Origin of the sequence: Pedosphaera parvula Ellin514 (genome assembly GCF_000172555.1) — a bacterium.
Classification (GTDB): domain Bacteria; phylum Verrucomicrobiota; class Verrucomicrobiia; order Limisphaerales; family Pedosphaeraceae; genus Pedosphaera.
Map to the genome: position 1 here is coordinate 38,444 of NZ_ABOX02000026.1, position 13,911 is coordinate 52,354.

The 13,911-nt window shown below is 53.3% G+C and carries 11 protein-coding genes; 1 reads left to right on the forward strand and 10 read right to left on the reverse strand.

The genetic code is table 11. The features are described from left to right. Nucleotides 1-263: 263 nt before the first annotated feature. Nucleotides 264-4,301 carry an NPCBM/NEW2 domain-containing protein gene (locus CFLAV_RS32695; protein ID WP_160164616.1) on the forward strand — a complete coding sequence of 1,346 codons (4,038 nt, stop codon included), beginning with the start codon at nucleotides 264-266 and terminating at the stop codon, nucleotides 4,299-4,301. 147 nt (nucleotides 4,302-4,448) lie between these two features. Here CFLAV_RS32695 and CFLAV_RS18925 read toward each other — a convergent pair whose 3' ends face one another. The 10 genes from CFLAV_RS18925 to CFLAV_RS18970 form a co-directional block, all read right to left on the reverse strand. Next, nucleotides 4,449-5,186, reverse strand: coding sequence for a glycosyltransferase family 2 protein (locus tag CFLAV_RS18925; RefSeq protein WP_007416407.1), 738 nt, complete (start codon nucleotides 5,184-5,186; stop codon nucleotides 4,449-4,451). 3 nt (nucleotides 5,187-5,189) lie between these two features. Next, the gene (locus tag CFLAV_RS18930; RefSeq protein WP_007416408.1) at nucleotides 5,190-5,813 is read right to left on the reverse strand and encodes an HAD family hydrolase; all 624 of its coding nucleotides are present in this window, start codon (nucleotides 5,811-5,813) and stop codon (nucleotides 5,190-5,192) included. Then, a complete protein-coding gene (locus CFLAV_RS18935; protein ID WP_007416409.1) occupies nucleotides 5,810-6,148 on the reverse strand; it encodes a cupin domain-containing protein in 339 nt (112 codons plus the stop codon). The genes CFLAV_RS18930 and CFLAV_RS18935 overlap by 4 nt, the downstream gene beginning before the upstream one ends. A gap of 63 nt (nucleotides 6,149-6,211) precedes the next feature. Then, nucleotides 6,212-6,886, reverse strand: a complete 675-nt coding sequence (locus CFLAV_RS18940; RefSeq protein ID WP_007416410.1) for a PI-PLC domain-containing protein — start codon at nucleotides 6,884-6,886, stop codon at nucleotides 6,212-6,214. 68 nt (nucleotides 6,887-6,954) lie between these two features. Continuing rightward, nucleotides 6,955-7,623 carry a class I SAM-dependent methyltransferase gene (locus tag CFLAV_RS18945; RefSeq protein ID WP_007416411.1) on the reverse strand — a complete coding sequence of 223 codons (669 nt, stop codon included), beginning with the start codon at nucleotides 7,621-7,623 and terminating at the stop codon, nucleotides 6,955-6,957. Further along, a complete protein-coding gene (locus tag CFLAV_RS18950) occupies nucleotides 7,620-8,450 on the reverse strand; it encodes a glycosyltransferase family 2 protein (protein WP_007416412.1) in 831 nt (276 codons plus the stop codon). The genes CFLAV_RS18945 and CFLAV_RS18950 overlap by 4 nt, the downstream gene beginning before the upstream one ends. Then, on the reverse strand, nucleotides 8,447-9,517 hold the full coding sequence (locus tag CFLAV_RS18955; protein WP_007416413.1) for an NAD-dependent epimerase/dehydratase family protein: 1,071 nt from the start codon (nucleotides 9,515-9,517) through the stop codon (nucleotides 8,447-8,449). Before CFLAV_RS18955 ends, CFLAV_RS18950 begins: the two co-directional genes overlap by 4 nt. 51 nt (nucleotides 9,518-9,568) lie before the next feature. Beyond that, the gene (locus tag CFLAV_RS18960) at nucleotides 9,569-10,624 is read right to left on the reverse strand and encodes an NAD-dependent epimerase/dehydratase family protein (protein WP_007416414.1); all 1,056 of its coding nucleotides are present in this window, start codon (nucleotides 10,622-10,624) and stop codon (nucleotides 9,569-9,571) included. 116 nt (nucleotides 10,625-10,740) lie between these two features. Continuing rightward, complete coding sequence (locus CFLAV_RS18965) at nucleotides 10,741-11,937, reverse strand: glycosyltransferase family 2 protein (protein WP_007416415.1); 1,197 nt, start codon at nucleotides 11,935-11,937, stop codon at nucleotides 10,741-10,743. Between the two features lie 34 nt (nucleotides 11,938-11,971). Beyond that, nucleotides 11,972-13,897, reverse strand: coding sequence for a hypothetical protein (locus CFLAV_RS18970; protein WP_007416416.1), 1,926 nt, complete (start codon nucleotides 13,895-13,897; stop codon nucleotides 11,972-11,974). Nucleotides 13,898-13,911: the final 14 nt, after the last annotated feature.

Here is a 13,911-nt window from a genome sequence, read left to right on the forward strand (position 1 = left end):
AGAAAACTGACAATTGCGTTAGTGGTGCTATTAATTCCCTTTTGGGCGGGCTATTCGTGTCGGCCTTGTCTCAAACCAAAATCCTCCTACCATTCGGAAATTTCTTTTGGCATTCGGTATAACTGAAATTTCAAGATAAATATTTCCAAAAAGGGTATAAATCGTTCGACATGGTTTCGCAATTTGAGGCAGGATGTGTGGTTTAAGGGGGGAATCCGGAAAGCGACATCAAACCGCTGATGGAATCCCGCCTGAGTATTTTTATGAGCTATTGGAATGTGAAATTGAGAGTGCTGCTGGGGATTTGCGCGGGGCTGCTTGGTGTGCAGTCCGCGCAGGCGTTGACCAATGGTTTGGCGCTGACTCCGCCGATGGGTTACAACACGTGGTATGCGCGGGGCAGCAGCATCAACGAAGACTATATCAAAAGCATTGCCGACACAATGGCCACGAACGGGATGAAGGCTGCTGGCTACGAGTACGTCAACATGGACGACGGCTGGGCGGGCTACCGCGACACGAATGGAGTGATGATTGCCAACACGAACAAGTTTCCCAGCGGAATCAAGGCCTTGGCGGATTACGTGCATGGGAAGGGCTTGAAGCTGGGGCTTTATACGGTTTTTGGGCCGACCACCTGCGCGCATCTGCCCGGCTCCTACGGGCATGAAGTTCAGGATGCGCAGACCTATGCACAGTGGGGCATTGATTACCTGAAGTATGAAGGATGCAGTTTCCCCGATCCACTGGCGCATGAAACTGAAAAGGCGGTGCAAATGCGGGACGCCTTGGCTGCGACCGGCAGGCCGATTGTATTTACAATGTCGACCGGTCCGGCTGAGTCGTGGATGCCGGATGTGTTGAACATGTGGCGCGGTGCGGGCGATAATGTGCCGCACGGTTGGAATACTTTCTTAAGGCATATGGATTTTGTGGCGCAGACGCCGGAATTAGCCGGCCCCGGACACTGGAATGACCCCGATGTCATGGACCTGGGTTTTGGGGGCACGGAACAGGACAAGGCCATTCTCACCATGTACTGCATTGTGGCGGCGCCTCTGCTGTCACCAACTGTTAGTTCGGGTTACCTCAATATTTTGACGAATGCCGAGGCGCTGCAGGTGAATCAAGATCCGGCAGGCATACAAGGAGCGTGCGTGGCCACGAACGGTGACTTGCAAGTGTGGAGTAAGCCTTTGAGCGAAGGGGTGAATGTGCGCGCCGTGGCGCTGTTGAATCGAGGCACCAACACGGCGGATATTACAGCCAACTGGGGTGATCTGGGTTTCCCGGCAGGAGTGGCAAAAGTTCGGGATTTGTGGGCACGGGCCTATGAAGGGAATTTCACGAACAGCTTCACTGCCACAGTGCCGGGCCAGAGTGTGAAGTTTTTGAAAATTGCCTGGGGTTCAACTCTTAATCCGCCGGTCGCGGGAACGAATTATCTCAGCGACCTCAATTGGCTGGCCGGCACCACCTGGACGGTGTTTCCTCCGGGCATTCAGATGGACAAAAGCGGCGCAACGCAACCGATGAGCATGCATGGCATACACTACAGCAAAGGCCTGGGAACAATTGCGTATACCCGTGCTGAATATTTCCTGGGAGGAGTGGCAACGCGATTTCAGGCCACCGTGGGCGTGGATGACGTGGCGGGAGGTGTTTTGGGTTCCGTGGTATTCCGTGTCTATGCAGATGGAATCAAGATTTACGACAGTGGATTAATGAGGAACTCTTCGGCGTTGCAGCTCATTGATGTGGACATCACTGGCCGTCAACGGCTGGTGCTGGAAGTGAACGACGGTGGGGACGGCAACGTAAACGATTATGGCGATTGGGCCAATGCCCTGATTACTGCGCTTCCACAGCCCCCGGCAGCCCCCGTTGGCCTTGCCACCATCTCGACAGGAAATCAAGTGAGCCTGACCTGGTATGCCATTCCCGGAGCGACCAGTTACACGGTCAAGCGGTCCAGTACCAGCGGCGGCCCATATCAGGTAGTGGGCACTTCCACCAATTCTTCCTTTGCAGATATCAACAGCTCCGGGAGCACCTATTATTATGTTGTTTCAGCGGCGAACCTTTATGGACAGAGCACCAATTCCCTCGAAGCCGCGGCAGTTCCTCCTTCCTATTGGGCGAACACCATCACTGCGGCGCCTCAGAACTGGGAGGCAACCCCCAATTGGACCAACACCATTTCATTTCCCAACAATCTTTACGTCGAGGCCGTGATCAACGCGAATATTGTTTCCAATCAAACCATCAATGTGAATCAGCCCATCTCGATCGGCTCGCTCACCCTGGGAGGCACGGATGCGTCTGCATCCTACACCATCGCGGGAAACGGAGGCACGTTGACCTTTAATAACGGCTCCGGTGTCAGTGTCTTGACACAACTGGCCGGCAGCAAGGGAGACACATTGGCTGTTCCCATCACGCTCAACAACCAGACCACGGTTAGAACCCTCTCTTCTTATCCGTTGAATATTTCAGCTGCGCTATCCGGAGGAGGTGCGCTGGTTAAAAATGGTTCCGGGACACTTTCGCTGGGCGGCTCCAATTCGTTCACCGGCGGTTTAAAGATTGCCCAGGGAACTCTGCTGCCAGGCAATGCTTTCGCATTGGGCTCCACGGCTGGCGGAACAATTGTGGACAATTTTGCCACCTTGGACCTGAACGGTGTTGATGTGGGGGGGGAGCAGGTGACGGTATCAGGAACGGGTTCGGGATTTGCGGGAGCCATCGTCGATAATAACACCAATGGAAGCCCGGGGAGACTTCAAGCTGTAACTCTGGGAGCTAATGCGACATTTGGCGGGCAAAACAATTGGTCGATCAGAGGCACGAATGGGTCTGCGCCCTCCGGCTCTTTGAGCACAGGGGGAATGGCTTATAATCTTACCAAAATGGGAACGAACCTGGTTTGGCTCAGCTCGATTGATGTGGATTCCAGTTTGGGAGATATCGATATTGAGCAAGGGTTTCTGGGTTTCGAAGGCGCAACTACATCGATGGGAAATCCGGCCCGCACGCTCACTGTGAAACCGGGAGCCTCCTTGGTTTTCAATCAAACCACAACTCCGTGGAATAAAGTCATTGTGCTCAATGGGGATGGGCTGAACCAAACTCTTGGGGGTAATGGTGGCAGCAACACTATTGCGGGTCCAATCACGCTCAACGGCTCCTGCCGGATTGATGTCAGCGCCGGTTCGCTTACCTTTGCCGGCCTCCTTGGCGGCAATGGCACTCTTCGCAAGAACTTGACCGGCACACTTTATCTCTCTGCAACCAACAACTTCACGGGAGACACCCTGGTCAATGCAGGGGTACTGGCCGTGAAAGACGGCGGATCGATCGCCAGCAAAAATATCGTCATTAACTCCGGCGCCACACTTGATGGAACCAGTGCAAATCAAGGTGAGATCACTCTGGGAGATGGGCAGACACTGGGCGGCCAGGGAACGATCAAAGGCAACCTGACACTTGCCGCAGGAGCAACGCTGCTGTCGAGCATTGGTAATGGAACACCGGTGTTCAACAATTCACTGATACTGGGCGCGGGCAGCAAATGTGCGTTTGAATGGAGCAAGCCGCCCATAACCAACAGCCTGGTGCAAGCGGCCAGCTTGACGTATGGCGGACAACTGGCTTTGACTTCCTTAACGAGCAATTCGCCGGTCATTGGCGATGTTTTCAAACTCTTTAATGCCAGCAGCTATGCCGGCGCCTTCCAGACCATCTCCCCTCAAATTCCCGGACCCGGAATGCTATGGGACACCACGGGCTTAACCACCGACGGCACCATCCGCATTATCGCGGGAACATTGCCCCACATTGATTCATTTTCAATGACTGGAAACAGCCTGCGAATTTCCGGCCTCGACGGCAAACCGAACGCCCCTTACCACGTGCTGGCATCCACAAACTCGGCGCTGCCGCTCTACCAGTGGATTCGGATTTCAACCAACACCTTCGACGCAGCCGGTCACTTCTCCTTTACCAACCTCATTGACCACGCCGTTCCAGGAATGTTTTTTAGCCTGGACCTCTCACTGGCTGAATCGCTGCCACAATTGAGGTTGGTATCCCTGCCGGGAAATAATTTGGTTTTGACCGCGGGCGGCGGCCCGGCCAATGCCAGTTGCACAATATTGGCCTCGACAAATATCGCCCTCCCGCTGGCTCAATGGACGCACATCGCCACCAATCAACTGGATGCCTACGGAAACTTCTCCCTGACGAACACTATCAGTCCCGGCGTGACTAAAAGGTTTTATTTTCTGCAAATTGCCAGGTGAGTGAAACCGTCCTCCAAGCCTTATTTTTACTGGCCGAGGGCTCCGAGACTACCGGGATGTGCCTGCCAGTGGCAGCGCAGAGCCATGACTTTTTTGCGAATCCAGAAGACCGCACGTGTGCCGTGGGCTCTTAAAGGCCGCATCAGTTTAAGCTTTGCCGGAAAGATAATATTTCATGAACATCTCCACATCCTCAGGCGTGCCCAGGCTGTGCATCGTGCCCTCAGGCAGGTGATGGGTCCGAATATTTTTGCCGGCGAGAATCAGCTCGTTGTAAACCGGGCATACAAAAAATTGACCGCTGGTGGTCAGCCCTTTCAAAATCATTCTCTCCGATGCCTCGACCAAGTCCCGCGCCCGTCGAAAATAATACAAACCCACAGTCGCCTGCTTGCTGATGGGCCGCTTTTCCGCAACCGCAATCACTTTTCCATTCGCATCCGTTTTTGCGAACGACCACCGTGGATGTGTGGCGGTGAAGGTGAGAATGCAACCATCAATTCCAGATTCGCGGCAGGCTGCATAAAATGGATCCAGGCTCGATGTAATAATTTGATCTCCGTTGGCGATCAAGAGCTCATCATCCAGGTTCAACTCATCCACCGCCAACAGCACGGAACAGAGCGCTCCGGCGGTTTCATTTTCGAGCCCAATCACCCGGCAGTTTGGCGCCAGCAAACGCAGCATGTCGCCCAGGTAAAACTGCGACAAATGTTCCTTGCGACAAATGAAGGTGTATTGAACCGGCTGCGGTGGCGCCAGATTTTCGAGCACCATCTCAATCATGGAACGATTACCGATCTCCAGCAAAGGTTTCGGAAAAGTGTGACCTCTTTCGGCAAAACGGCTTGCCTTTCCGGCCATGGGTATGATGACTTGCAACATAACTTATCCCCTCGCCCCTTCCAACGCGCGCTTTACGCGATCGTAATCAACTTCAGTAAAACCACTCACCTGGCAAACCTGTGCCCCGCTCCGCTTCGCGGCTTCGATTCCGTGCGGCGCGTCTTCAACAATGATTACTTCCTCCGCTTTGACACCCAATTTTTGGAACGCGGCCAGGTAAATCTCCGGGTCGGGCTTCGCGTGAGTTACATCCTCGTTGCTCAACACGAAATCAAATAAATCAAAAATGCCACTGCCCCGCAACATGAGTTCGACACTCTCACGAATGGAATTGGAGCAGACAGCGAGTTTGTAGCCATCGCGCTTGAGTTGATGAACCATGAACTCCTTTTCAAATACCGGTGTGCAACTCCGCAAAATCTCCTCGCGGGTATATTTCTGTTTGATCTTGTTGACCAGAGTGTGCAAACCGCGCGGAAACCCTTTTTCAACGGAGAGCATCTCGAGCTTCTTGCGGGTTGGAAGTCCATTGTAGGTGGTCAGATGTTCGTAACGTGCAATGTTATAACCGAACAATCCCAGCGCCCGATTTAATGCTTCGTAATGCCACTCTGTCGCATCTACCAACACTCCATCCAAATCGAATAAAACGGCTTTGATCTTCATGCTTTGAAATCTGGAGAAGGATACTTATCTCCGCTCACACATGGCAACTTCACCACTACCGTCGTGGTATCTGTGAGCGGCACAAAGTCAGTGGCCTGCCCGGGTTCAATCTTGATAATCTCCCCCGCCCCAACCTCCTCCCCGCTCATCCGCACCCGTCCCGAGACAATCAGCGTCAATTCAGTTGCCACTTTGTGATAATGAGCCCCTTCGGATTCACCGGCCTTGTAATGCTTTACCGCCACTTCCACGGCGTCGCTCTTCACAATGGTCGGGGAAAAATTTCCCACGAACCAACCTTTGGTGAATTCGTCCAGTTTGTAGCGCTTCAACATGATAATGCTCTGACAGTTGGAATCCGTTTATGTTTCAAGAAATGCTTTTGCTGCACCCAAAATTCAGCCAAAGAAGTCTCTGGCATCCAATGCATAGTCTGTGCAGATCCCATCGATGTGCCAAGACTTAAAATCCTGCCAGCGACGCCTCATTGCCGCACGGTCAAACCCATGAATCTCCGGGGAAATTACGTAAAAAAGCCGGCCGGCCTCCTGCACTTTCTTCACTTCACTTTCGGTAAGCCAAAGTGAGTCAAACTCATCAGCCCAAACAACTTCTGCCGGTATCGACAGGCATTGCGCCAAACTTTCATTACGGTCACTCAGACGTGAGGCCATGCGAACCTGATTGCCACCGGGCAGCGAACGAATCTTTTTTTGGGAAGAACCCGGAGTCCTGGACTCCAAAAGCTCGAAATCAAAATAAAAACATTTCCGACCCAACCGCCCTGCCTTCATGAGTTCTATCAAGACCGGTTCGTAGCCCAGTTCCTTCACATTAATGGCCAGTTCCATTTCCGGATGCTGCTTAAATATATTTGTATAGGCGTCGAGGGCATTATCCGGAGTCCGGGGATGTGGATCATGGCTGATGTAAAACTCACCAGCAGCGTCCCGCCGCAAATCTGTTTCCAGACCGAATCCCAGTTCCAACGCCTTCGCACAGGCCGCCAGGGAATTTTCCACCACCGAACGCGGACCGGTCAGGTTTGCCCGATGGGCCATAATGGTAATCATAAAGCTGCGCTATCAAGCGAGAATCGACCAAAAAAATGGCCGACTGGAAATCTTCGCAGGCATGGCGATCAGGGTTTGCGGGCAATCACCAGAAACTGTTTGCCGAAAATGCTCCATGCCGGCCGCAACTTTAGATACGTCCGGAGGAAAACAAGCGGATACTCCGGACTATTAACCATCGTGTATGGAAGAAATCTTCCTTCGCAGCGATCGACCTGGAATCCACGAGTCGTGACAGCTTCTTTCAGAGACTCCTCGGTCAGCGCCAAATGGTGATCCCAAAATTCCCAATATTTGCCGGGCAAATACTTGATATTAGGGCCCATGGCGATCAGGCGGCCGCCCGGTGCCAGGCAACGTCGCGCTTCGTCAAGAGTCCTGCCCAGGGCAGCCTTATCCGGCAGATGCTCAAAAAAATTGCTCGTGAAAACCACGTTGAGCGAACCTTCCGGTAACTGCCACTTTTGGGAGCAGTCCTGTTCCAAAAAAGTTACCGACTTCTCCAAAAAACCCGGGGCGTTCGGGTTTAAGTCCATTGCATACCTTTTGCCGCACTGGACCTGATTGATGAATTCGCCATAACCGCAACCCAGATCCAAAACCGTCTCCGTCGAACCGATATATTTTTGGAAAAAGTCCCCGAGCAGGATCGACCAGACACGTGAACGATACTGGCGCGTGCTTTCAAATCGCGTTTCGTAAATACGCTTTAAATCCTGGGGATCGTTGGCGCTCATTTCTTTTTGTAATCACCGCGGCTGAAATATTTCTCGAGCCATATGTAGAGACAAATAAACAAGTACCGACTCCCCATCTCCTTGATCTTGAGCTTTGCCTCACCGGTTCGCCGGTTGCGCCAGGTGATGGGAATAACGGTCCAGGTGTATCCGCGCACAATGGCTTTCAACGGCAGCTCCACCGTAAGGTTGAAATGAGGAGAGATTAGCGGCCGGCACCCCTCAATCACGGTTTTGCGATAACATTTGAAGGCATTGGTCGTGTCATTGAGCTTGACCCGGAAAAGCACCTTCAAAAAGAAATTTGCCAGCCGATTCACAAACAACTTGAAGCGGGGATAATCAATGACACCGCCACCTTTCATGAAACGGCTGCCAAACACACAGTCGTATCCCTCTTGCAACTTCTTCCAATACCGCACCACATCCCGGGAATCATCGGACTCATCCGCCATCATGATGGCCACTGCATCGCCCGTGGCCTGGTCCAGGCCATGGATGATTGCGCGGCCAAATCCATGCAATCCATTGTTTTGAACCGGCCGCAATTCGCGGATTTGTTTGGCGACCTCCGTCAAAATCTCCCACGTCCGGTCCTTGCTCCCGTCATCAACCACCACGATTTCATGGGGAATATTTTGCAGTTTGAGCTCCAGATGCAGATGCTCCACGGTCGAGGCGATGCAACCCTCTTCATCCCTTGCGGGGATTACCACGGAAAGCAACGAAAGCGGCTTGGCGGCGGACTTTTGTTCGCCTGTTTTCAAGTCATTAACTCCGCCGGGACTTGCCCCTGCTTTTTCAATTGGTTGTGCTTGCAACATCATGGTGCAGATAATTCCAGCCAGTCAGGGTGTGCTTCAGCGTGACGCGCGATCTCATCAAGAATGGCTTCGAGCTTTGTCTCCGGCTCCCAGTTCCAGGCTTTGCCGGCCAGGGTCGAATCCAACACCATCCAGGGAATATCGAAAGCCCGATTGCGTCCATCGCTCTCGACGGTATGCGGACCAAATCGCGCCGCACACCAATCGCTCAACTGCGCCAATGAAGTGGCACTCGCCTCGCCGCCACTGACGTTGGCGATGCGCGGTTTGCCAGCACCCTTCCCGGCTTCCATTTGCTTTAATACCAGTGAAACAATATCCCGCGGGTGAAGGCAATCGCGAACTTGAGCTCCCTGGCCATTAAATCCGATATATTTCATCGGCTTCCGGCGCAGCCAGGAATTAATCCAGAAACTAAAAATGCCCTGGTCTGCCCGGCCAAACTGGCCTGCCCCGGCCAATACTCCGCAACGATTGATCCAAACTGGAAAGCCGAATGTCTCGCCATACTCCAGGGCCAGATGTTCCGATGCCAGCTTGGTGCTGCCATAGAGCGATACCGGGGGAGTGGTCGAAAAAGTCTCGGCCACACCCTTTCGGGAAAGCCCAGGTGGCAGGATGGCCCCGGGGTCGGGCACATAAGCCTTTTTCACTTCCATCACCTTCATTTCCGCCAACGGTGCAATGGAATAAACGCGGCTGGTGCTCAACAGCGTGAATCCAGCTTTTCTTGCCTTGCAGTACTCCAGAAGATTGATGGTACCAACCAGATTATGTTCCACCAATTGGCGGCTGCTCACCTGCCCATCCACACCGGCGAGGACGCTGGGATTGGCCGCGGCATCGATAACCCAGTCAGCCGGTGGCAGCACTTCCAAATCCGTGGCGCTCCGCACATCGGCGTGCAGGACGCGCACCCCCATTCGCTTTAGGTTCACCCGGTTGAGCTCACTTCCAGGCCGAATGAAATTATCGAAGCCGAGCACTTCGATGCTGCTGAAATTCTCACGCAGATGAGCAGCGATGGTGCTGCCCACAAACCCGCAAATTCCACTAATAATCAGCCTCATTCAGTTTTGTGTTTCGGCGCGTAAATGGCGGCGATCAAAGGCTTACATTGGTTATTGCTCGACACAAGCCGCATGGATTTCCTTCAAGATGCCCATTAAGTCGTAGCGATATTTCCATTGCGGATAGTGTGTTTGGAATTTCCGGACGTCGCTAATCCACCAGATATGGTCGCCGATGCGATTGTCCTCGACATATTTCCAGTCCAATTTACGTCCGCTTATCTGCTGGCAAAGATCGATTGCTTCCAACATCGAACAATTGGAATGGCGGCTGCCGCCCATGTTGTAAACCTCTCCCGAGCGCGGCGCCAAAACGAATTGCCAGAAAGCCTCCACGAGATCGTGACTATGAATGTTGTCCCGCACCTGTTTCCCTTCATAACCGAAAACGCGGTAAGGTTTGCCGGTGACCGTGCACTTCATGAGGTAGGCTAAAAATCCATGTAATTCAGTTCCAGCATGACCCGGGCCGGTCAGGCAGCCACCACGGAAACAAACGGTGCGCATTCCAAAATAACGACCATACTCCTGCACGAGGACATCCGCCGCCACCTTGCTCGCGCCAAACAATGAATGCTTCGTCTGGTCAATCGACATGGTTTCATCGATTCCCTCTTTATAAGCATGCGACAAATCGATTTCCCAGCGTTTCTCCTGCTTCACCAGTGGCAAGCGATTGGGTGTATCTCCGTAAACCTTGTTGGTGCTCGTGAAAACGAAAGCCGACTCCGGACAAAACTGCCGGGTCGCTTCCAGCAGGTTCAGCGTTCCCACCGCATTAACTCCAAAATCAGTGTGCGGTTCGCGGGCCGCCCAATCGTGGGAAGGCTGAGCCGCTGTGTGCACCACGGCCTTGATTTCACCGCCGTACTGTTTAAAAATTTTTTCAATCGCCCCAGCGTCACGAATATCGGCATCATAATGCCGATAGTTCTTCAGATTTTTTTCCAAAGCCTGGCGGCTGGCGCTGGTGGAGGCTTCAGCTCCAAAAAAACGGGCGCGCATATCATTGTCGATGCCCACAATATGGAAATTCTCCTTGTGGAATCGCCGGCACGTTTCGGAACCGATCAATCCGGCGGCTCCTGTAACTACGATGACGCTCATGCTACCTGAATACCAGCCGTCCGCAAGCGAGGCAATAACAAAACCCGCGATTGGGCCCGCTCATGATCTGAGTTGAAAGAACCCGCATTCCACACACGCGCCGCTCCCCCAGTGGTTTACGTTGCTTCAGGCGGTGCTGGCGGTTTGCGGGAGGTGGTCTTCAAGCCGAGCACGCTCATGAAAAAGCTCGATGAGATGGTCTGGACGCTGATTACCAGGAGGGTGGCAGCCGGGATCAATCGGCGCAGGTTTTGGGAGTAATCCAGCGAACCATATCCCGCCTGTTTCCAAACCCACAGCGCACGGACGAGCATACCAAGTCCCAGCAGCAAAATTATCAACCCGGCAACGATCCCTTTTTCCAGGGTGAAAATCCTGAATATTCGCGAAAACTTTGGATCGTCCGGCAACAACCCTTCTGCAATTGCAAAAACCTTCGTAAAAAAAGCGAGGGCCACAAACTGCACCCCGATGATCATCCACATGCAGGCGACCATGAGCGTTCCCACATCAAAATTCACCGACCCAATTTTGAAGGGAACCCAATAGGTCAGATTGGCCAGGATAAAACCCGTCAGGCATAAAAGCAGACCGGGAACCAGAAACAGCCAGCGTGGTGAATAAATCAACATGAACCGCAGATGCCGCCAACCGTCCCGCCACGGCTTGAGATGCGGTGGACGCGAACGTCCGTCCTTATGCAAAGTGATCGGCGTTTCCGAGATCCGCATCGATTTCAAAGTCGCGACAATAACCATTTCGGAAGCGAACTCCATGCCGGTAGTCTTCAAGTCCATCCGGTCGTAGGCCTCCTTGGAAAACGCCCGCAGGCCACAGTGAAAATCCTGTGCCGGGCTCCGGAAAAAGAGTTGCCCCAGAAATGAAAGGCTGGGATTGCCCAGCCACCGGTTTTTCCAGGGCATCGCCCCGGGCATGATCGTGCCGCCGCCTTTGGGCAGCCGGCATCCCATCACCAGATCATCCCCTCCGCGCAATTTTTCCACGAAACCATTGATGTCGGAAAAATCATAGCTGTCGTCGGAATCTCCCATGATGATCCACTTGCCCAGGGCTGCTTCAATGCCATAACGCAACGCATTGCCATAACCTTTGGGCTTCACATGCACCACGCGGGCGCCGAGCTTTTCGGCAATTTCGATGGACCCGTCCTTGCTGCCGTTGTCAGCAATCAAAATTTCTCCCTTTACCCCTGCCCGCTCAATACCCACTTTTGCTTTCTTGATACAGGCAGCCAGGGTTTCAGCCTCGTTCAAGCAGGGCATCAAAATGGTCAGCTCAAATTGCGGTGGCATGGTTTGTTCTTTCAATTCCGGGTGGCGGATCGCTTCAATTTTTTTTCGTTTCTACAGATTTCAATTTTACAAGCCGCCATTCTGATTCTCCCCGGCTCGCGCGAAGATTGAGCCGGATCACCTGCACAACTTCCGCGTTTATCCGCCCCAGCCATTCTTCAAAGGGCTCTGTATAATGGAGCGAAAACTGTTCCGAACTTACCAGCACATATTTTATGCCGCGGTCGCGCAGGTCTTCCGCGGTATCCTTCTGCAAAACATGCTTGATGCGCCGGCTACCGAACGGCTTCCACAATGAGGTCTCCGGGTCATCGAAAGAAATTAAGCCGAGCACCGTGGCCTCGGGCGGCAGTTTCTCGAGGATCGGCGCAAAACCATTCGCCCGCTCTCCATACACCGTGTAAACGGATTGAGCCCGCTGCAGCAATGGATTTTGCCGGTTCGGGGCCATTGCCAACACATGTCGTGCAGGCCAAAGGGGTCTTGCGGGAGAAATAATCAGCAGCATTCCAGCCGCGATGAAGAGCAGCAGTGCGAATCGTCTCCACCAAACATTCCGCACCAACCCTTCATTCCCGCGGCCCACCAGAAAAACTGGAATCAGCAAACCGTAGTAGGGTGTCAGCAACCTGGCCGCTGTGGTCAATCCAGACTTGGCCATAAATGCCAATAGGGAAATGAAAGGTGACATCAGCACCGCGGTCCGATAACCCTTTCCAACGGGTTGAGTTTGCAGATTTGAACCTGCAGCCTTGGAACGTCTCAGGGACGCGATCACGCCGGCCACCAATAACACGGATATTCCCAGACCAAGTCCGGCATCCTCCTCGATTTGCATTTCACCCAGTGCCAGATGCGCTCCCCCCGGTTCAAAATTCGTTTCCAAAACCTGGAGTGACGAAGGCGGTATTACTTTCATCATCATCCGGTTCCAGGCCTTGGCCATGGGGAAGACCGGTGGAACCACGTTCTGCAGACCAATCAACAGGATGTTGTGTCGGATGAAAAACAACGGCGATTGCTTGTTCGTTTGCCAGTTTTCCGTCGCCAGGCCCGTCCAATCGCCACAATATTTGTAGTTAAGCGCCGCCATCGGGAGAAAGGAGGCTCCAACCGCAACCATCCCTACCGCGATGGATGGGACAAATTTTTTGAACAGTAAAGGAACAGTTGGCAGGATTACGATGGCCCAAGGCAACAACAACGGGAGATTGCTGGTCTTTCCACTGCTCAACAACGCCGCCGCCAGGCAGGAATACCAGACATCGCTGACCCGGGAGGAAACGCGCGCGCGCAATGCGAAATCGACCGCTGCCAATCCAACCACGGCGCCAAACAGGTCGTTGCCAATGCTTCCCGCTTGCAGAAGAAAACAATAGGCGGTGGGCAACAGCCACATCCAATGCCACGCCACCCGCCGTCGCACTCCCAACCGGGTGAAAACACTGTAAATTAAACCGGGCAGCAAAAGGTAGCTGATGATGTTGATGAGGAAGAGCAACCGGTCACTTTTAGTGAGAGCGATGATGGGTACGGAAACCCATTCGAAGCCCACTGACCGGGAGTTCAACCGGTGAAACTCCGTATGAATCCAATGCCACTGCCCTTCGGCAAGCCAGTTCAAGATGCGCGGCACACGGTAGGACAAGGCATCGTAGTTGGTCGGCGGATAAATGAGTCCTCCCAGAAAAGCCATCGCCGCAAGCACGAGGAAAGCCCGGGGAAAGGAGCGACGAAACCGGGCTTTGAAGGTTGAAACCCACGAACCAGATGGCTCACCCGCCTTGGCTTGCCTCCACCACACGAACCCCAAGGCAGCTCCCACCAGCAGGATAACCGCATAGCCAACCGCATTCAGTTGGTGAAGGGCGGAAAGGATCCAACCGGCACAATTCAGGTAGGCACAAAGGATTATCCAAAATGCGATACCAAGCGGGGTTCTCGTTCGGTTCTTCAACATTAAATCACAAACAT